Annotated in this window: 17 protein-coding genes; 7 read left to right on the top strand and 10 right to left on the bottom strand. The window is 69.7% G+C overall.

What is annotated here, in order from left to right:
- The first annotated feature begins 11 nt into the window (after positions 1–11).
- The 4 genes from AUL33_RS06160 (at position 12) to AUL33_RS06145 (ending at position 4,291) form a co-directional block, all read left to right on the top strand.
- Positions 12–1,085 carry a thiamine pyrophosphate-dependent dehydrogenase E1 component subunit alpha gene (locus AUL33_RS06160; protein WP_082652359.1) on the top strand — a complete coding sequence of 358 codons (1,074 nt, stop codon included), beginning with the start codon at positions 12–14 and terminating at the stop codon, positions 1,083–1,085.
- An 86-nt stretch (positions 1,086–1,171) separates the two neighbouring features.
- On the top strand, positions 1,172–2,185 hold the full coding sequence (locus tag AUL33_RS06155; RefSeq protein ID WP_062205229.1) for an alpha-ketoacid dehydrogenase subunit beta: 1,014 nt from the start codon (positions 1,172–1,174) through the stop codon (positions 2,183–2,185).
- Positions 2,186–2,188: 3 nt separating this feature from the next.
- Positions 2,189–3,616 (top strand): acetoin dehydrogenase dihydrolipoyllysine-residue acetyltransferase subunit, encoded by a 1,428-nt coding sequence (locus AUL33_RS06150; protein ID WP_062205227.1) that lies wholly within the window; start codon positions 2,189–2,191, stop codon positions 3,614–3,616.
- A 15-nt stretch (positions 3,617–3,631) separates the two neighbouring features.
- Complete coding sequence (locus AUL33_RS06145; RefSeq protein ID WP_062205224.1) at positions 3,632–4,291, top strand: HAD family phosphatase; 660 nt, start codon at positions 3,632–3,634, stop codon at positions 4,289–4,291.
- A 62-nt stretch (positions 4,292–4,353) separates the two neighbouring features.
- On the opposite strand, the gene ptsP is transcribed toward AUL33_RS06145, so the two are convergent.
- The 6 genes from ptsP to AUL33_RS06115 form a co-directional block, all read right to left on the bottom strand.
- Positions 4,354–6,315, bottom strand: a complete 1,962-nt coding sequence (gene ptsP, locus AUL33_RS06140) for a phosphoenolpyruvate--protein phosphotransferase (RefSeq protein WP_306302790.1) — start codon at positions 6,313–6,315, stop codon at positions 4,354–4,356.
- 49 nt (positions 6,316–6,364) lie between these two features.
- Positions 6,365–6,745: a PTS glucitol/sorbitol transporter subunit IIA gene (locus AUL33_RS06135; protein ID WP_062205221.1), complete on the bottom strand. Its 381-nt coding sequence runs from the start codon at positions 6,743–6,745 to the stop codon at positions 6,365–6,367.
- 102 nt (positions 6,746–6,847) lie between these two features.
- Positions 6,848–7,882: a PTS glucitol/sorbitol transporter subunit IIB gene (locus AUL33_RS06130; RefSeq protein WP_062205218.1), complete on the bottom strand. Its 1,035-nt coding sequence runs from the start codon at positions 7,880–7,882 to the stop codon at positions 6,848–6,850.
- Between the two features lie 25 nt (positions 7,883–7,907).
- A complete protein-coding gene (locus AUL33_RS06125) occupies positions 7,908–8,741 on the bottom strand; it encodes a PTS glucitol/sorbitol transporter subunit IIC (RefSeq protein WP_156419303.1) in 834 nt (277 codons plus the stop codon).
- Between the two features lie 117 nt (positions 8,742–8,858).
- On the bottom strand, positions 8,859–9,290 hold the full coding sequence (locus tag AUL33_RS06120) for a transcriptional regulator GutM (RefSeq protein ID WP_062205216.1): 432 nt from the start codon (positions 9,288–9,290) through the stop codon (positions 8,859–8,861).
- Between the two features lie 101 nt (positions 9,291–9,391).
- Positions 9,392–10,384, bottom strand: coding sequence for a sugar-binding transcriptional regulator (locus AUL33_RS06115; protein WP_062205213.1), 993 nt, complete (start codon positions 10,382–10,384; stop codon positions 9,392–9,394).
- A gap of 161 nt (positions 10,385–10,545) precedes the next feature.
- Between AUL33_RS06115 and AUL33_RS06110 the strand changes: the two genes are divergently transcribed.
- Together AUL33_RS06110 and AUL33_RS06105 are read left to right on the top strand one after the other, a co-directional pair.
- Complete coding sequence (locus AUL33_RS06110; protein ID WP_062205210.1) at positions 10,546–11,250, top strand: hypothetical protein; 705 nt, start codon at positions 10,546–10,548, stop codon at positions 11,248–11,250.
- Positions 11,251–11,325: 75 nt separating this feature from the next.
- Positions 11,326–11,997, top strand: a complete 672-nt coding sequence (locus tag AUL33_RS06105) for a hypothetical protein (RefSeq protein WP_062205208.1) — start codon at positions 11,326–11,328, stop codon at positions 11,995–11,997.
- 63 nt (positions 11,998–12,060) lie between these two features.
- Here the strand turns inward: AUL33_RS06105 and AUL33_RS06100 are convergent, their stop codons facing one another.
- Positions 12,061–13,401, bottom strand: coding sequence for an aspartate aminotransferase family protein (locus AUL33_RS06100; RefSeq protein WP_062205205.1), 1,341 nt, complete (start codon positions 13,399–13,401; stop codon positions 12,061–12,063).
- 148 nt (positions 13,402–13,549) lie between these two features.
- Here AUL33_RS06100 and AUL33_RS06095 point away from each other — a divergent pair, with 148 nt between their 5' ends.
- The gene (locus AUL33_RS06095) at positions 13,550–14,098 is read left to right on the top strand and encodes a cupin domain-containing protein (protein ID WP_062205202.1); all 549 of its coding nucleotides are present in this window, start codon (positions 13,550–13,552) and stop codon (positions 14,096–14,098) included.
- A gap of 9 nt (positions 14,099–14,107) precedes the next feature.
- Here the strand turns inward: AUL33_RS06095 and AUL33_RS06090 are convergent, their stop codons facing one another.
- From AUL33_RS06090 to AUL33_RS06080, 3 genes are read right to left on the bottom strand one after another with little or no spacing between them, the layout of a single operon-like run.
- Positions 14,108–15,829 (bottom strand): GMC family oxidoreductase, encoded by a 1,722-nt coding sequence (locus tag AUL33_RS06090; RefSeq protein ID WP_062205199.1) that lies wholly within the window; start codon positions 15,827–15,829, stop codon positions 14,108–14,110.
- Positions 15,826–16,614, bottom strand: a complete 789-nt coding sequence (locus tag AUL33_RS06085) for an ABC transporter permease (protein ID WP_062205196.1) — start codon at positions 16,612–16,614, stop codon at positions 15,826–15,828. Before AUL33_RS06085 ends, AUL33_RS06090 begins: the two co-directional genes overlap by 4 nt.
- Positions 16,611–17,483, bottom strand: coding sequence for an ABC transporter permease (locus AUL33_RS06080; protein ID WP_062205193.1), 873 nt, complete (start codon positions 17,481–17,483; stop codon positions 16,611–16,613). The genes AUL33_RS06085 and AUL33_RS06080 overlap by 4 nt, the downstream gene beginning before the upstream one ends.
- Positions 17,484–17,493: the final 10 nt, after the last annotated feature.

Genomic DNA, 17,493 nt, shown 5'->3' with positions numbered 1-17,493 from the left:
GAGACGGCCCGATGTCCACGATCTCCGAAGCCGCTCCGAGCGCGGCTCCCAAGCCCGCCGATGTGGCCGCCGCCACGGATGCCGCGGCCCCGCGCGAGGGCGACAACCGGCCCTTCGCCTTCCGCCACTTCTCCGTCGAGGTGCTGAAGGACGCGCTGCGCCAGATGCATCTCATCCGTCGCTTCGAGGAGGGCGCGGAGGAGAGCTACACCCGCGGCCTCATCCACGGCACGATGCATCTTTCGATCGGGCAGGAAGCCTCGGCGGTCGGCACCTGCCTGGCGCTGACCGACACCGATCAGATCACCTCGACGCATCGCGGCCACGGCCACTGCATCGCCAAGGGCGCCGAGGTCGGCAAGATGTTCGCCGAGTTCTTCGGCAAGGAGACCGGCTACTGCCGGGGCCGCGGCGGCTCCATGCACATCGCCGACGTCTCGAAGGGCAATCTGGGCGCCAACGGCATCGTCGGCGGTGGTCTTCCGATCGCGGTGGGCGCGGCCCTGTCGATGAAGATGCAGAAGCGCCGCGACGTCGTCATCTCCTTCTTCGGCGACGGCGCCAACAACGAGGGCGCCTTCCACGAGGCGCTCAACATGGCCTCGATCTGGAAGCTGCCCGTCGTCTTCGTCTGCGAGAACAACAAATACGGCATGTCGGTCTCGACCGAGCGCTCGACGGCGGTGAAGAACGTCGCCGATCGCGCCGTCGCCTATTCGATGCCGGGCGTCATCGTCGACGGCAACTCGCTGTCGGACGTCGCGGAAGCCTCCGTCGCCGCCATCGAGCGGGCGCGCGCCGGCGAGGGGCCGACCCTCATCGAGTGCAAGACCTACCGCCATCGCGGCCATTCCAAGAGCGACCGCAACCGCTACCGCACGAAGGAAGAGATCGACGACTGGATTGCCAAGGATCCGATCGGACGGTTCGAGGCCGAGATGCTGGAATACGGTCTCGTCGATGCCGAGGGCATCGAGGCGATCCGCGCCGACGTGGAACGCGAGATCGCGGACGGTGTCGAGTTCGCCAGAAACTCGCCGTCGCCCGATGTGAGCGATGCGACGCGCTTCGTCTACACGGCCTGACCGCCACGCCAGATTTGACAGGAACGGCAGTCTTCGATGGTGAAGCGTTCGCGCTTCGCCAGGAGATGCCCGGGGGGAACACGACGATGAGCGAGACCATCGCTGCGGCGTCCGGCCGCGAACTTTCCTATGCGCAGGCGATCCAGGAGGCGATCGGCATCGCCATGGAGGAGGACGAGCGCGTCTTCATCATGGGCGAGGATATCGGCGTCTACGGCGGTGCCTTCCAGGTCACCGGCGACCTCGTCCACCGCTTCGGCGCCGACCGGGTGATCGATACGCCGATCTCCGAGCTCGGCGGCGCAGGCGTCGCGGTGGGCGCCGCGCTGACGGGCATGCGCCCGATCTACGAGTTCCAGTTCTCCGACTTCGCGACGCTGGCGATGGAGCAGATCGTCAACCAGGCCGCCAAGCTGCGCTTCATGCTGGGCGGCGCGGTCTCGGTGCCGCTCGTCATGCGCTTTCCATCGGGCTCCGGTACGGGCGCGGCCGCGCAGCACAGCCAGAGCCTCGAAGCCTGGCTCGGCCATGTGCCCGGCCTCAAGGTCATCCAGCCGGCAACCCCCTACGACGCCAAGGGCATGCTGCTCGCGGCGATCGACGACCCCGATCCCGTGATGATCTTCGAGCACAAGATCCTCTACAAGATGAAGGGCGAGGTGCCGGAAGGGCGCTACACCGTGCCGATCGGCAAGGCGCTGGTGCGCCGCGCGGGACGGGACGTGACGATCGTCGCCACAGCCATCATGGTCCACAAGGCGCTGAGCGCCGCCGAGGACCTGGCCAAGGACGGCATCGACGCCGAGGTCGTGGATCTCAGAACGATCCGGCCGATGGACCGCGAGACGATCATCGCCAGCGTGATGAAGACCGGGCGTCTCATCTGCGTCTATGAGGGCGTCAAGACGCTCGGCGTCGGCGCCGAGATTTCCGCGATGATCGCCGAGAGCGAGGCCTTCGACTATCTCGACGCGCCGATCGTGCGGCTCGGCGGCGCCGAATCGCCGATCCCCTACAATCCCGAACTCGAGAAGGCCGTGGTGCCGCAGGTGCCCGACATCATTCAGGCCGCGCGGGCGCTCGCCCGCCGGGAGCGCTGAGCCATGCCGACCGAGGTCATCTTCCCCAAGGTCGACATGGACATGGCGACCGGACAGATCTCCCGCTGGTTCTACAAGGAAGGCGACGTGATCAAGAAGGGCGAGCCGCTCTTCGAGATGGAGACAGACAAGGCGGCGATGGAGATCGACGCGCCGGCCTCCGGCACGCTGCGCAACGTCACCGGCGTCGAGGGCACCGACATCGCCGTCGGCGCGCCCGTCGCCTGGATCTACGCCGAAGGCGAGGCGGTGGATGACGCCATTGCCTCGCCCGACACGGCCAAGCCCCAGGTCGTCGGTCCCGATCCCGACGTCGAACTGGACGCGCGCCCGGCCGATGCCGGCGCGGTGCAGGCGCTGACGGAAACGCCGCCGGCGACGACGGATGCTGCGAGTTGCAAGCCGTGCGCCGACCCCGAGGGCGAACGCAACGGCGTTCGCGCGACGCCGCTCGCCCGGCGCATCGCACGCGAGCGGGGCATCGACCTGTCGAGCCTTCGGGGGCGCGGACCGCACGGGCGCATCCAGCGCGAGGACGTCGAAGAGGCCAAGAGGGCTGCGCCGGTTTCTCCCAAGGCGCCTGAAGCCTTCATGCAAAGCGAGGCCGCGCCGGCTTCCGTGCCGTCCTCCTCGGCCGCTCCCACACCGGCCCGCAGCACGTCGACGCCGAACGCCTCGCCGCTCCATCTCGTTCGCCTGCGCGAAGGGGAGGGCACGCCGATCGTCCTCGTCCATGGCTTCGGCTCGGAAAGCGCCAGCTGGCGACCGCTGCTTGCGGAGCTCGGCGAGGGCGGCGGGCCGATCCTCGGCGTCGATCTCGCCGGCCACGGCGGATCGCTCGATGCGCCCGCACAAGGGTTCGACGACCTCGTCGCCGGAGTGGAAGAGGCGCTGGTGGCAGAGGGGATCTCCGGCTGCCATCTCGTCGGCCATTCGCTCGGCGGCGCGGTGGCCGTCGCGGTCGCGTCCGGGATCGCCGTCGACGTGCGCTCGCTGCTGCTCGTCTCGCCCGCCGGCTTCGGGCCCGACATCGACACGGGCTTCGTCGAGGGCTTCGCGGCGGCTCGGCAGGAGGCGCCGGTGCGGAGCTGGCTCCGCCATCTCGTCGCGGACCCCGCGAGCCTGTCGGACGGGTTCGTGCGCGCCACCGCCCGCGCCCGTGCGGACGGACGCCATGCGGAGGCGCAGACAAAGCTGGCCGGCGCGCTCTTTTCGAACGGCACGCAGCATTTCGAGGTGCGCAGCCTGCTGCCCCATCTCGCCATGCCAGTGGCGCTCATTGCGGGCGCCGACGACAGGGTGGTGCCCATCCGGCACTTTGCGGGCCTGCCGGGCACGATCGCCCTGCATGTCTTCGCGCGGACCGGGCACCTGCCGCAGATCGAGCGGCGTACCGAGGTCGCGCGCCTGTTGCGCCGGCACGTGCGATAGGGCAACGAAGCAGGCATGGCCGATTTCGATCTCATCATCTTCGACTGCGACGGGGTTCTCGTGGACAGCGAGATCCTCGCCCGGCGGGCCGTGCAGTCGGTGTTCCGCAAGGCCGGGATCGAGGTCACCGCGAGCATGGTGGACGAGGTCGTCGGCAAGAAGTTCGCCGATCTCCTGAGCGGGCTGGAAGAGCGCACGGGCAAGCCCCTGCCGGCCGAATACCATCCGATGTTCTGGAGCGAGACGAAGGCGCTGTTCACCGCGCATCTGGCGCCGGTGCTCGGCGTCATCGACTTTCTCGAAGAGTCCGATGCGCCGCGATGCGTCGCCTCGTCCTCCGATCACCAGCGCATCCGGCACAGTCTGTCGGTCTGCGACCTCGAGCGCTTCTTTCCTGAGGGCTCGATCTTCTCGTCGCACGACGTGGCGCACGGCAAGCCGGCGCCCGATCTCGTGCTGCATGCCGCCCGGCAGATGGGCGCGGCGCCCGAGCGCTGCCTGGTGATCGAGGACTCGCGCTTCGGCATTCTCGGTGCCAAGGCGGCTGGAATGACCGCCTACGGCTTCCTCGGCGGCGCCCATCTCCTGGCCAATACCGGCGAGGCTCTGCGGACGGCCGGCGCCGACTTCGTCGCCCGGTCCTGGGACGAGATCGCCATCCAGCTCGCACGCTGAGTTTTTCTCAATGATCCGGTCTCAAGAGCCGCGAGCGCCCATCGGTGCTCGCAGCTTTTTCGTCAGATCTCGGTGACGCACTTCTTGGCGCGGGGGATCGAGGCCGGGCTCATCGACAGCTCGGTCACGCCGTTCTCGACGAAGAAGGGAATGAGGTCCGGCCGCGCCGCGGCCTCGCCGCAGACGCCGATCCAGATGCCGGCCTCGCGCGCTGCTCGCGCCGCCTGCCGGATCGCGGCGAGCACGGCCGGGTGCTCCGTCCGGTTGAGCTTGGCGACCTTCGGGTTCAGCCGGTCGGCGGCCATGACATATTGCGTCAGATCGTTCGTGCCGACCGAGAAGAAATCGACCTCGCGCGCGATCTCGGCGGCGAGGAAGACGGCCGCCGGGGTCTCGATCATGACGCCGAGCTCGGCCGCGCCATGCACCACACCGGCGGCGTCGAGCTCGGAGCGGCACTCCGCGAGCAGCGCCTGCACGGCGCGAACCTCGTCGACATCGGCGATCATCGGCAGGAGGATCTTGACGTTGCCGGCGACGGCGGCGCGCAGGAGCGCCCGCAGCTGCGGCTTGAAGACGTCCGGCCGCTCCAGGCACATGCGCACGCCGCGCCAGCCGAGGAACGGGTTGTCCTCGTGCTCGAAGTCGATCCCCGCCACCGGCTTGTCGCCGCCGATGTCGAGGGTGCGGATCACCACGGGATGGGGCGCGAATGCCTTCGCCAGCGCGGCATAGGTCTCGGCCTGCTCCTCCTCGTCCGGCAGGGTGCGCCGCTCCATGAACAGGAACTCGGTGCGGAAGAGGCCGACGCCCATCGCGCCCGACGCCAGCGCCCCCTCGATCTCGCCGAGCGAGCCGAGATTGGCGGCAACCTCGATACGCCGGCCGTCGCGGGTGCGGGGCTCCAGCGTGCGGTAGGCGTCGAGGCTGCGCCGCTCGCCGGCCTCGCGCTCGATCGCCGCTTCGAACCGGGCGCGATCGGTCTCGCCGGGGTCGAGCACGATCTCGCCGGTCGTGCCGTCCATGCCGACGCTCGACGCCGCGCGCAGCGTCGCCTCGTCGATGGCCGCGCCGAGCACCGCCGGAATGGCATGGGCGCGAGCCATGATCGCGACGTGGCTCGTGGCCGCGCCCTTGCGGCAGACGATGCCGCCGATGTCGGCGAGCGTCGCCTTGGCGAGGTCGAGCGCGGCGATCTCGTCGGCGACGATGATCGAGCCCTTCGGCATCTCGGCGAGCGAGGCGTCCCGCCGCCCGAGAAGGGCGAGGACGAGGTTGCGCGTCACCGAGCGAATGTCCTCGGCACGGGCGCGAAGATAGGGATCGGCCATGGCTTCGAAGCTCGCGGCGATCTCCTGGCCGGCGCTCGTCACGGCGCTTTCCGCGTCCCGCCCGGCACCGATCGCGGCCTCGCTCGCCGCGATGAAGTCGGCATCCTCGGCGACGCCGATGAGGGCGTCGATGATGGCGCCGTCGTCGCGTTTCAGGCCCGGCCGGCTCTTGGCCTCACCGAGCGATGCGACCGTCGCGGCGAGCGCCGTCCGGTAGCGCGCGACTTCGCCGGGGATCTCGGCAGGTGAGACGGTGCGGGGTTCGAGAACGAGCGGCTGGGGAAAGAAGGCGAAGGCGGGACCGATCGAGGTGCCCTCGCTGGCGGCAACGCCCCGGCAGCCGGGACGAACCGGCGCTGGTGACGACGACGCGGGCGGGGCGGTCTCGGCCGCAGCGGCGGCCGGGGCGCGCGCTGGCGTCAGCGCGATGTCGCCGGCACCGGGGGTCTGGAGGAAGGTCGCAAGCGCCGACACGGCGTCGGCGGCATCTTCGCCCTCGGCGCGCAGCACCGCCTCGTCGTTTTCCTTCACGCCGAGCAGCATCAGCTTGACCGCGCTCTTGGCGCTGGCCCCCCGCCCGTTGCACCGGATCTCGATGTCGCAGGCGAAGCCCTTGGCGAGCTTGACGAACTGCGTGGCGGGGCGGGCATGCAGCCCCTCGTGCACGCGCACGACGACGGATCGCTCGATCATGGGTCCGATGTCCGATTCTCAAAAACGGAGGAAGGGCAGGCGCCCCGGCCTAGCTGCCGATGACGATCTCGGCACCGGCCGTGAGCGCGGCCGCAAGCGCGGCACCATCGACCTCGCTGGCGGCGATCTCTCCGGGACGCTCCGGCGCGCTCGCGCCGTTGAAGTTGATCACGACATGGCCGATGTCGCGCACCTTCGCCCAGGCGAGGTCGCCGAGCCCCGTCAACGTCGTCGCCACCGACCCGATGCGGATCGCCGCGCCGACCGCAGGCGCTGCGATGCTCGGTCCGTCCGTCACGCGGTGGAGAACGGAGACCTCTGCAAGTTCCGGCGGGGCGCCGTCGGCGAAGAGGATGAGGACGCCGCCTTCCAGAAGATCGGGCACGTCGGGGCCGACCGCGGTGACGACGGTTCGAAGATGGACGGGCATGGGGAGTGTCCGGGGCTGGGCCGGGCGCCGAGGCGCGATGCCGGCCGATGGTCGGGAAGGGCCGGCGCGTCGCGCGCGCCGACCGGTCTTGGGGGTGCCGGCTCAGAGGAAGAAGCTGGCGCCCCAGGCGATGAGCACGGAGACCGGGCCCATGATCTGCCGGCTGATGAGAACGGCGGGGACGCCGATCTCGATCGTCTTGGGCTTGGCCTCGCCGAGCGCCAGACCCACCGGCACGAAGTCGCAGCCGACCTGCGTGTTGTAGGCAAACAGCGCCGGCAGGGCCATCGCCGGGGCGATGGTGCCGTTGGCGATCTGCGGACCGATGATGGCGACGCCGATCACCTGCGCGATGACGGCGCCGGGGCCGAGGATCGGCGACAGGAAAGGCAGGCCGCAGATCGCCGAGAGGATGATGAGGCCGACGATGTTGTTGGCGAGCGGGCCCATCGGCGCGGCGAGGAGATCACCGACACCCGTGTAGAGGATGATGCCGATCAGCATGGTCACGAAGGCCATGAAGGGCAGGACGTTGCGGATCACCATGTCGATGGTGCGCCGCCCGGCATTGAAGAAGATGCCGACCGCCCGGCCCATGACGCGGCCGACCGAGGTGATGGCGCCGATGAAGCCGCCCTGCGACGAGATGGGAATCGCGGAGCCGAGCGCGGCGGTGGCTTCCGCCGGCGAGGAGAAGGAGCGCGGGGCCGCCGCCGGCTGGCCCATCCCGGCCGGCGAAGCCGCGCCCTGGCCGCTGGCGCCATCCACCGGCGTCATGTCGCCGACGGTCACGCCGGAGACGTAGATGTCTTCGGTGATGAACTGGGCGAGCGGACCGGACTGGCCCACCTGCATGATGTTGATGGTGGGGATGCGCTTGCGGGCATAGACGCCGCAGCGCGCGGTGCCGCCGCAGTCGATCACCACGGCCGCCATCTCGCTTTCGAGCGGCGGGTTGCGGAAGCCGTCCACGACGGTGGCGCCCGTCAGTTCGGCGAGGCGCAGGGCGACGGCGGGAATGCCGCCGCCGGTCACGGCGACGATCTTGTCGCGCTCGGGGGTCGGCTGGATCACCAGCGGGCCGCCCCAGCCGCCCTTGCCCTGCGAGACGCGAATGGCGTTGTAGGTCTTGATCATGAAACTGTCCCTCCCGTTCGCGCGCCTAGAGCGTCACGCCTTCGCGCTGTGCGAGAAATCGCGTGATGCGCTCGGTGACGATGCCCTTGAGGAGGATCACCACGATGCCGACGATGAAGTAGTAGATCGCGAGGTTGATGTGGTAGCCGGGCGGCACGACGCCCCGATTCTCCAGTTCCAGAAGCGCCACGAGCACCCCGCCCCAGACGAAGTACTCGCCGGCATTGGCATGCGGAAAGAGGCCGAGGATCGGGTGGCAGAAGGACACCGCCGAATCGTAGAAGGCGGGCTTGTGCTTCTCTTCGAGGAACGTGCCGAACGTGTAGGCCATCGGGTTGGTGAGGAAGAACATCGCCAGCACCGGCAGGACGGTGTAGCGCGTCAGCGCGATGCGGCCGGCCTTGCGGGCGAGGCCGTGGACGCGCTCTTCGCCGATCATGCCGGTGAGCGCGTAGAAGGCGGTCATCAGCACGACGAGGGTGGGTATGATGCCGGTGACGAAGCCGAGGAAGACCTCGCCGCCCTTCTGGAAGACGCCGATGAAATGGCGCCCGATCGTGGCGAGCCAGCCGAGCTGCTCCTCCTGATTGCCGGGGGAGAGCTGCTGGACCCGGCGGGCGTATTCCTCCGCCGAGATCGGCCCGCCGGCGGTGGCGGGAACCGTCGCCTGCGCAGTGCCGGCGTCGGTGGCCTGAGCCAGAAGCGTCGCGCCGTGGCCGGCCTGGTCGGCCAGAGCGTTGTGGCCGGCGAGATCGGCCAGCGGCGCCGCCGCGGCGGGGTCTCCCAAAACGTGCGCATAGGCGGCGCCGTGCGCGGCGAACTCCGCCGCTCCCTGCGCCAGCATCATCGTCAATGTCATCGGACCCTCCCAGGCCTGCCCGCTGCGGGCGTGGCGACGTTCGTCGAAACTTGGATACTGAAACCGAAGGGATCGTCCGCGCTCCCACGGCGCGACCCCTCGAGACGATGTTGCCGATCAGGCGGGGACGGGCATCCCGGCCGGGCGGGCCTCGCGCGCCGTCCGGTTGGCGCGCACGGTCTCGATCTGGTCGAGCGCGGCGACGATGGCCTGTCGGGTCGAGGATTTCGGCGAGCCGGCGGTCTCGCGGCGCAGCGCCTGGACCGGCAGGCCCTCATAGGCGGCCAGCCGCTCGGCTTTGGCGAAGACGGTGCGCCCGGCGATCACCACGACGCGCCGGACGGTGTCGTCGGGGGCGACGACGATCATGGCGATGGCACCCGCGCGGGGAAACCGCCCGCCCTTGCCGGCGCCCATCCAGCCGTCCGCCCAGCCCGACGAGAGCTCACGGAAGGCGGAGCGGTAGCGCTGGATCTGAACCCATGTTCCCACGCACTGGAGCAGCCAAGCCGCCGCCAGAAGCATCAGCACCCCTTGCCAACCCCACATGTGGAACCTCCCCCGACGGGCTCTTTTCGGCCCGCTATCGGCGATCATGAACATTTGACTTCGACCGTGTCAAGATGTTCGATTTCGTCTATCGCAGGAGATCAGATGTCGGCAGTCTGGTCGAGGAGGGATGTCGCGGTGAGTTCGTCGGTGATGAGGACGCTCGGCCGCACGAAGGCGAGCGAAGCGCGCAGGATGTCGATCTTGTCGGGGCCCCCGGATGCGACGACGCGCCGGGCTGCGCCCCGGATCGAGGCCATGTCGGCCGACATGATGAGGGAATTGATGGGATGATCGACGAGCGTGCCGTCGCGGTCGATGAAGTGGAACAGAAGGTCGCCGACCGCGCCGGCCTCTTGCAGCGACAGGCGGTCTTCCTCGGCGATGTAGCCGGTGCGGTAGGTCGTGGCATTGGCGGCGATGCCGCCGACGCTGAGCACCACGAGGTCGAGATGGGCGGCCATGTCGAGCGTCGAGCGCAGGCCGCAATGCTCGATGAGAGCGGTCTTGGTGGCCAAGCTGTCGACGATCGCGGGGGCGGTGAGAAGGAACGCGTCGCCGTTGAAGATCTGGGCGAAGCGCCAGGCAAATTCCGCGGGGTTGAAGCGATGCGCCTGAGAGATGCCGCCGAGAAGCGAGACGACGCGCAGGTCGTCGAGCGGCTGGGCATCGGTGAAGGGCAGCGAATCCAGAAGCGTGCGCCCCCATCCGAGGCCGACCGTCATGCCGCTCGCCACGGTCTTCGACAGGTAGGCGCCGATGGCGGCGCTGATCACCGGGGAGGGGTCCCGGCCGGCACCCGGCGCGGGCACGACGATCGCGGTTTCCAGCGTGAACCGGGCTTCGAGCGCGCGCTCGATCTGCGTGAGTTCGGCAAGTTCCCCGGCCACGGAGATGCGCACCTCCGAGCGGTTGCGCGCCTCCGCCAGCAGACGCACGACGCTGACCCGGCCGATGCCGAGCGCGGTCGCGATATCGTTCTGCGTCATCTGCTCGACGTAATACATCCAGGCCGCGCGCACCCGCATGCGGTCGGCCCGCGAGCCGATCTCGGCGGCGCGCTCGGATGAGGCCGAGCCGTTCGGGCCGGCCATCAGAATGGGCCCATCGCGCGGGCTTTCGGCCTCTTGCACGATACCGGGCCTAGCGGCCGGGAGAGCCCGGTCGTCGACGGTCTGGTTCGGGGTCGATCCATATAAGCCCTCTGGATTTCCATGCCCATATGCTAGAAATCCGCTACAGGTTGGAGAGTTCGATGTTGCCTCATCCCGATAGCTTATCGCTTCCCTTCAAGGAAGGAATACGAGACCTGCGCTGCTCGATCCGCCTCGAAGCGCGCTCGGGCGCGGTGTCGAGCCGGCTGTTCGGAACGCCGCGGCCGACGCGGGGTCTGGCGAGCTTCGCCGACGGCGTGCTGTCGCGGGCCGAGGAAGTCGCCGCGCGGGTGCTGCCGCGCGAGGGCGCCGATCTCGGCCAGCGGCTCGACCGGCTCGCCGTCGGCCTTCGCGGCGGACGGGGGACCGAGCGGCCCGGCGATCTCTATGCCGTGTGCCGCGAGATCCTGCGCGGTGCCGAGCCTGCGGGCTCCCTCGTCTCGGAACTGAAGCTCGCGGCGCGGCCCGCCGCCGACCTGCCCGTGGGAACCGACCCGATCCTCGCCGCCGTGACGCGGGCCCATCGCATGGCGGCGGGCGGCATCCTGCGCAATTGCCTGTCGCGCACCCTCCTGCCCGGCGCGCCGGTGGCCCATGGCGAGGGGGGCGACGACGCGCGCCTCGCCCTGACCTCCTGGCTGGCGGTGCTCGTGCGGCTGGAAACCGGCGAAGACGGCCGGCGCGTCGTCGAGGGCGCGTGCCTCGCCGTCGAGGCCGAAGGCGAGACCTGGGCCCGGCTTCTGCGCGAGAAGCGGTTGGCCGAATTGGCCGACGACTGGCGCCGGACCGTGCCCTACCTGCCCTGACACACTGGGGGTGTGGCGCGCCATCGAATGATAGGCCGACCCCGCGCCCCGCGACCTGACACGAAGGACGATGCGATGAGCGACAGCGCGGTCAAGCTGAACCTGAGCCTGCCGCTCGCGGGGGGCGGGGCGCCGCAGATGAAGCGCTCGATCCGTCGTCTCAGCGACTTCTCGCGCACCGTCGAGTTCGCGCTGCGCCAGTTCAACGAGCGCTACGGGCTCGAACTCGAACTGGTCTCGCGCAACCTGACGCGGGCCTTCCTCGAATGGGCGCGCTCCTTCGATGCCCAGCGCGAGTTCGCCGACCGCGACCGGCGCGACTTCAGCCATTTCGCCGCCGGGCTGATGCTCGGCAGCCTGATCCGGAACCGTCCGGTGCGCCTTGGCGCGAACCATCGCCCGCGCGTCGGCCACCGGCGACCGGAGGATGCGCTCGTCGATTTCTGGCCCGAGGGCGTCTTCTACTTCGAATTCTGCATCACCGTGCTCGACCGCGTGCTGCAGGAGCAGTCGCTCGAAGGGATCGCGCTGACGCCCGAAGCCGTCAGCCTGCGAAGCTGGCAGTCGTTCCGCGAGAACGTCGCGGAGAACCCCAACGTCGCCATTCCCTTCCTCGACTTGTTTCTAGGCGGCGATCCCGTCTGGGACTTCCCGACCGCCGCGCGCTTCCGCACGGCCCTGCGCGAACACCTCCTCGCCGAGGACCGCCGGCTGCCACCGGCCGCGCGGCCCATCCGCGCCTCCTGACGGGAGGCTCGTTCCGCGCTCGCGCTTGGGTGGGCGAGGAACGAGCCGCTGCCGGGCGTGTCGTCAGGCCGAGGCGGTGATGACGTCACCGAGGATCGAAGCGATCACGTCGATCTCGGCGGGCTCGACGATGAGCGGCGGCGAGAGGGCGACGATATCGCCGGTGACGCGGATGAGCAGCCCGCGCTTCAGGCACTCGGTGAAGACCTCGTAGGCCCGCGCCCCGACCGCCCCCTCGCGCGAGGTGAGCTCGATGCCGGCGACGAGGCCGATCGTGCGGATGTCGGTGACGTGGGGCGCGGCGCGCAAGCCGTGCATCGCCGCGGTCCAGTGGCCCTCGAGCGTGGCGGCGCGCGTCAGCAGTCCCTCGCTCTCGTAGATGTCGAGCGTCGCAAGACCGGCCGCGCAGGCCACCGGGTGGCCGGAATAGGTGTAGCCGTGGAACAGCTCGATCTGCGCGTCCGGTCCGTGCATCAGCGCGTCGTGGACGGCGCGGCGGGCGAACACCGCGCCCATCGGCACGACGCCGTTGGTCAGGCCCTTCGCGGTGCAGGCGAGATCGGGCACGACGCCGAAATGATCGGTGGCGAAGGAGGAGCCGAGGCGCCCGAACCCCGAGATGACCTCGTCGAAGATGAGGAGGATGCCGTGGCGCGTGGCGATCGCGCGCAGGCGCTCGAGATAGCCCTTTGGCGGCAGGAGGACGCCGGTCGAGCCGGCCACGGGCTCGACGATGACCGCCGCGATCGTCTCGGCGCCGTGGAGGGCGACGAGCCGTTCGAGATCGTCGGCGAGCTCCGCGCCGTGCTCGGGCAGGCCGCCGCTGGTGAAGGCATTACGCACGGGGTCGTGCGTGTGTCGGATGTGATCGACGCCCGGCAGCAGCGGGAAGACGCGGCGGTTGTTGACGAGTCCGCCGACCGAGATGCCGCCGAAGCCGACGCCGTGATAGCCGCGCTCGCGCCCGATGAGGCGGGTTCGGGTGCCCTGTCCGATGGCGCGCTGGTAGGCGATTGCGATCTTCAGCGCGGTGTCCACCGATTCCGAGCCCGAGCCGGTGAAGAACACGCGGTCGAGGCGCGTGTCGCCCGAACCCGGCGCGATGGCGGCGAGGCGCTCGGCGAACTCGAAGGCGATGGGATGGCCCATCTGGAAGGAGGGGGCGTAGTCGAGCGTCATCAGCTGGCGCTCGACGGCCTCGGCGATGCGCCGGCGCCCGTGGCCGGCATTGACGCACCAGAGCCCCGCCGTCCCGTCGATCACGGTGTGGCCGTCGATGTCGGTGTAGGTCATGCCCTCGGCCGAAACGAGCATGCGCGGCGCCGCCTTGAACTGCCGGTTCGCGGTGAACGGCATCCAGTAGCTGTCGAGGCTCGGGCGGTTGGGCTTGGCATGGATCGTCATCGCGCATCTCCGAAGGGGGCCATCGACCCCTGAGAGACGCCGATCTCTTGGAACCGACAAGTCCTTTTCTTCGCCGGCCCAGGTCATTGACTTGGCTTGTTCGTCCAGCCCTATGTTGCGAATCGAGAACAGGGAAAACGGCCTACGCATGAGCCTCGATATCGGCGAGCGCCTTCGATACCTGCGCAGCGCGCACAAGCTCTCGCAGCGCCAGCTCGCCAAGCGGGCGGGCGTCACCAACTCGGCGATCTCGCTGATCGAGTCGAATGCGCTCAACCCTTCGGTCGGCGTCCTCAAGCGCATCCTCGACGGCATCCCGATCGGCCTCGCCGAGTTCTTCTCCTTCGAGCCGGCCAAGCCGAAGAAGGCCTTCTACCGGGCCGACGAACTCGTCGAGATCGGCAAGGGGGCCATCTCCTACCGGCAGGTCGGCGAGAGCCTGTTCGGGCGCAGCCTGCAGATCCTCAAGGAGTGCTACCAGCCGGGTGCCGACACCGGAAAGGTGCCGCTCGTCCACGAGGGCGAGGAGGGCGGCCTCGTGCTGTCGGGGCGGCTGGAGGTGACGATCGACGACGAGCGCCGCATCCTCGGCCCGGGCGACGCCTATTACTTCGAGAGCCACCGCCCGCACCGCTTCCGCTGCGTCGGACCGGTGCCCTGCGAGGTCGTCAGCGCCTGCACCCCGCCGACTTTCTGAGCCGCAGGGTCAGGCCCCGCGCCCCTCGCTGTGGATCGCGTCGGCGATGCGCTCGGCGATCATGATCGTCGGGATGTTGGTGTTGGCGCAGGGGATCGAGGGCATGAGGGAGGCGTCACAGACGCGAAGCCCCTCGACGCCGTGGACGCGCCCCTGCGGGTCCGTGACCGCCAGCCGGTCGTCCGTCCGGCCCATGCGGCAGGTGCCCGACGGGTGCCAGGTGCCGCCGACCGAGGAGGTCACGAATTGGGTGAGCGCCTCGTCGTCGGCGAGAAGCCCGTCGAGCGTCAGGCCCCGCGTCACGAGGCCATGGAGGAGCGTCGGGCGCAGCGGGCCGGCCATGTCGAGAAGGGCGCTGAGCGCGCCGCGCTGTGCGGCGTTGGCAAGGCCGGGCACGGCGACCTTGGCGACGCGCGGCGAGTAACTGGTCGGAAAGGCGGCGTCGCAGACCGTCGCCATCGCGGGGTCGCGCAGCACGCCGGCCCCGAGGCGCAGGGCGAGCTTCAGCCGGTCGAGGTCGCGCCGGTCCGACAGCATGCGGAAGTCAACGTCCGGCTCGGCGCGTGGATCGGGCGAGGCGAGGGTCAGCTCGCCACGCGAATAGGACTTGTTGACCCAGAAGAAGATCGTGCCGAGCCGGTAGCCCACCGAATGCCAGCCCGAGCGCGACAGGATCGCGCCGTGCATGTCGCCCTGCGGGGTGCCGGGCAGCTTCGAGGAAAATCGCCAGACCGCCTGCTCGTGATGCTCGTCGGGATGCGGCGTGCGCCCCTTGCGGGTGAGGAAGGCCGAGACCGCGATCGAGGGATGCTCCATCAGGTTGCGCCCGACGCCCGGCCGGTCCGCGACCACTGCGATGCCGTGGGTCTGGAGCGCGGCGCCCGTGCCGATGCCGGAGCGCAGGAGCAGCGCGGGCGTGTGGATGGCGCCGGAGGAAACGACGATCTCGCGGGCCCGGATCGTCTCCGCCGGCCCGCCCGCCAGCGGCGACAGGCGCGCTCCGGTGGCGCGGGGGCCGTCGAAGAGGATCGCTTCGGCCAGAAGCCCGGTGCGCACGGTGAGGTTCGGGCGGGCGCGCACCTGCGGCGTCAGGTAGGCGATCGAGGTCGGGATGCGCTCGCCCGCATCGCTGGCGCCGATCGCGCCGGGAAAGGTGCCGTCCTCCCACTCGCCGTTCTGGTCGGTGCGCCTGGGCTGGCCGGCGGTCTCGATCGCCAGCCGCGCCGCGCGCACGAAGGGCGAGAGCCGCGCCTCGGGCGCGCGGCGCACGAGGATCGGCCCGTCGGTTCCGTGCAGCGGGCCGGCGAAGTCGCGATCGCTTTCGAGCTTGCGGAAGAAGGGCAGGCAGTCCGTCCAGCCCCAGCCGGCGGCGCCGAGCGCTTCCCATTCGTCGTAGTCGGCGGGCGCGCCGCGATTGGCCATGAGGGCGTTGATCGCCGAGCCGCCGCCGAGGATGCGGGCCTGCTCGTAGCGCCGCGGCTGGCGCTCGTCGCGGTTGCCGGCGGGTGCGCCCATGCGCGCCGTCAGGCGGCTCCAGATGTTGGCGGTGTCGAGATAGGCGCGGCCGGGATAGCGCGAGCGGATCGCCGGCGGCATCGAGGCTTGCGTCAGGTCGCGCCCGGCCTCGACGAGGACGACGCGGAGCGTGGGGTCTTCCGACAGGCGCGCGGCGAGCACGCAGCCCGCCGAGCCGCCGCCGAGGATGAGATAGTCGACCGGCTCGCCGCTCACCGGGGCGCCCGCTTCTGGAGAGCACCGACCGCGAGAATGAGCGCGAAGGAGGTGAGCGTCAGGAGGGTCGAGATCGCCGCGATCGTCGGGTCGATCTCGTCGCGCAGCGCCGTGAACATGCGCTTCGTCAGCGTCTGCGTCTCGCCGCCGGAGATGAAGAGCGCCACCACCGTCTCGTCGATCGAGGAGATGAACACGAAGATCGCGCCCGACACGACGCTCGGCCGGATCTGCGGCAGGGTCACGCTCATGAAGGCGCGGAACCGGTTCATGCCGAGCGAGCGGGCGACCATCTCCTGCGAGTGGTCGAAGCTCTGCAGGCCGGCGGTGACGGCGAGGACGACGAAGGGAATGCCGAGCATCGTGTCGGCGAGGACGAGGCCGGGAATGGAGGAGAGAAGCCCGGTCTGCGCATAGATGAGGAAGACGCCGATGGCGACGATGATGATCGGGATCATCAGGGGCAGCATCAGCATGAGTCGCAGCACCCGCATGATGCGCAGCGGCGAATGGGTGATCGCATAGGCCGCCGCGACGCCGATCGGCGTGGCGAGAAGGGTGGCGAGGAGCCCCACGGTGAAGCTGACGCGGGCCGCGCTCATCCAGGCGGCGCTGGCGAAGAAACTCTCGTACCAGCGAAACGACAGGGCTTTGGGCGGAAACGACAGGAAGCGCGCGTCCGAGAAGGACATCGGGATGATGATGAGGACGGGGATGATGAGGAAGAGCAGCGCGAAGGCGACGACGGCACCGAGCGCGAGACGGGAGGCAATCGAGGAGGTCATGACGAGGACAGAACCCGATCGAGGGGAAGGACGCGGCTGACGGCGAAGAAGATCGCGGCGACGATGGCCAGCAGCACGACGCTGACGGCGCTCGCCGCGCCCCAGGCCTGGTAGAGCTCGATGTTGCGCGAGACCACCATGGACACCATGATCGTCTTGCCGCCGCCCATCAGCTCGGGCGTGATGTAGAAGCCCAGGCACAGGACGAAGACGAGCGTCGAGCCCGCCAGCAGGCCCGGCAGCGACAACGGCAGGAACACCCGGCGGAAGACGTGGAACGGCGTGCCGCCGAGGCTCGCCCCGGCGGTGATGAGGTCGCGCGGGATCTTGGCCATCGTCGCCTGCAGCGGCAGGATCATGAAGGGCAGGAGGATGTGGATCGTGGCGATGATCGTGCCGAGCTCGTTGTGGACGAGCGCCAGCGGCCGGTCGATCAGCCCGAGATCGCGCAGCGTCGAGTTCACCAGCCCCGAGCGCTGCAGCAGGATCAGCCAGGCATAGGCGCGTACCAGGACGCTCGTCCAGAACGGCACGATCACCAGCGCCAGGATGAGCGCACGGGTGCGCCCGCTCGTCATCGTCGCGGCATAGGCGACGGGGTAGCCGATGAGGATGGTGGCCAGCGTCACGATGCCGGCGATGCGGAAGGTCAGCCAGAACGTGTTGAAGTAGACGGGGTCGGTGAAGATCCGACGGTAGTGGACGAGCGAAAGGCCGGTCTCGTCGAGGAAGGACTGGGCGAAGAGCCAGCCGAGCGGCAGCACGAGCAGCACGAAGACCACGAGGAAGGCCGGCGAGGCGAGAAGCGCCATCGTCAGGTGCTCGCGTCGCTCGAAGCGCCGGGCGAGGGTGGCGTCGGCGGCCGGCATGGGCGGTCTC

Source organism: Aureimonas sp. AU12, from assembly GCF_001463705.1.
GTDB lineage: Bacteria > Pseudomonadota > Alphaproteobacteria > Rhizobiales > Rhizobiaceae > Aureimonas.
The sequence above is the reverse complement of the archived record's forward strand: the minus strand, read 5'-3'. Positions and strand labels throughout refer to the sequence as shown.

Bases quoted from the DNA above. Each gene is read 5' to 3' on its own strand.
- AUL33_RS06160 (WP_082652359.1), top strand. From the start codon at position 12: ATGTCCACGATCTCCGAAGCCGCTCCGAGCGCGGCTCCCAAGCCCGCC.
- AUL33_RS06120 (WP_062205216.1), bottom strand. From the start codon at position 9,290: ATGTGGGGTTGGCAAGGGGTGCTGATGCTTCTGGCGGCGGCTTGGCTG.
- ptsP (WP_306302790.1), bottom strand. From the start codon at position 6,315: ATGATCGAGCGATCCGTCGTCGTGCGCGTGCACGAGGGGCTGCATGCC.
- AUL33_RS06145 (WP_062205224.1), top strand. From the start codon at position 3,632: ATGGCCGATTTCGATCTCATCATCTTCGACTGCGACGGGGTTCTCGTG.
- AUL33_RS06110 (WP_062205210.1), top strand. From the start codon at position 10,546: ATGTTGCCTCATCCCGATAGCTTATCGCTTCCCTTCAAGGAAGGAATA.
- AUL33_RS06080 (WP_062205193.1), bottom strand. From the start codon at position 17,483: ATGCCGGCCGCCGACGCCACCCTCGCCCGGCGCTTCGAGCGACGCGAG.
- AUL33_RS06085 (WP_062205196.1), bottom strand. From the start codon at position 16,614: ATGACCTCCTCGATTGCCTCCCGTCTCGCGCTCGGTGCCGTCGTCGCC.
- AUL33_RS06155 (WP_062205229.1), top strand. From the start codon at position 1,172: ATGAGCGAGACCATCGCTGCGGCGTCCGGCCGCGAACTTTCCTATGCG.
- AUL33_RS06095 (WP_062205202.1), top strand. From the start codon at position 13,550: ATGAGCCTCGATATCGGCGAGCGCCTTCGATACCTGCGCAGCGCGCAC.
- AUL33_RS06100 (WP_062205205.1), bottom strand. From the start codon at position 13,401: ATGACGATCCATGCCAAGCCCAACCGCCCGAGCCTCGACAGCTACTGG.
- AUL33_RS06135 (WP_062205221.1), bottom strand. From the start codon at position 6,745: ATGCCCGTCCATCTTCGAACCGTCGTCACCGCGGTCGGCCCCGACGTG.
- AUL33_RS06115 (WP_062205213.1), bottom strand. From the start codon at position 10,384: ATGGCCGGCCCGAACGGCTCGGCCTCATCCGAGCGCGCCGCCGAGATC.
- AUL33_RS06150 (WP_062205227.1), top strand. From the start codon at position 2,189: ATGCCGACCGAGGTCATCTTCCCCAAGGTCGACATGGACATGGCGACC.
- AUL33_RS06125 (WP_156419303.1), bottom strand. From the start codon at position 8,741: ATGACATTGACGATGATGCTGGCGCAGGGAGCGGCGGAGTTCGCCGCG.
- AUL33_RS06130 (WP_062205218.1), bottom strand. From the start codon at position 7,882: ATGATCAAGACCTACAACGCCATTCGCGTCTCGCAGGGCAAGGGCGGC.
- AUL33_RS06105 (WP_062205208.1), top strand. From the start codon at position 11,326: ATGAGCGACAGCGCGGTCAAGCTGAACCTGAGCCTGCCGCTCGCGGGG.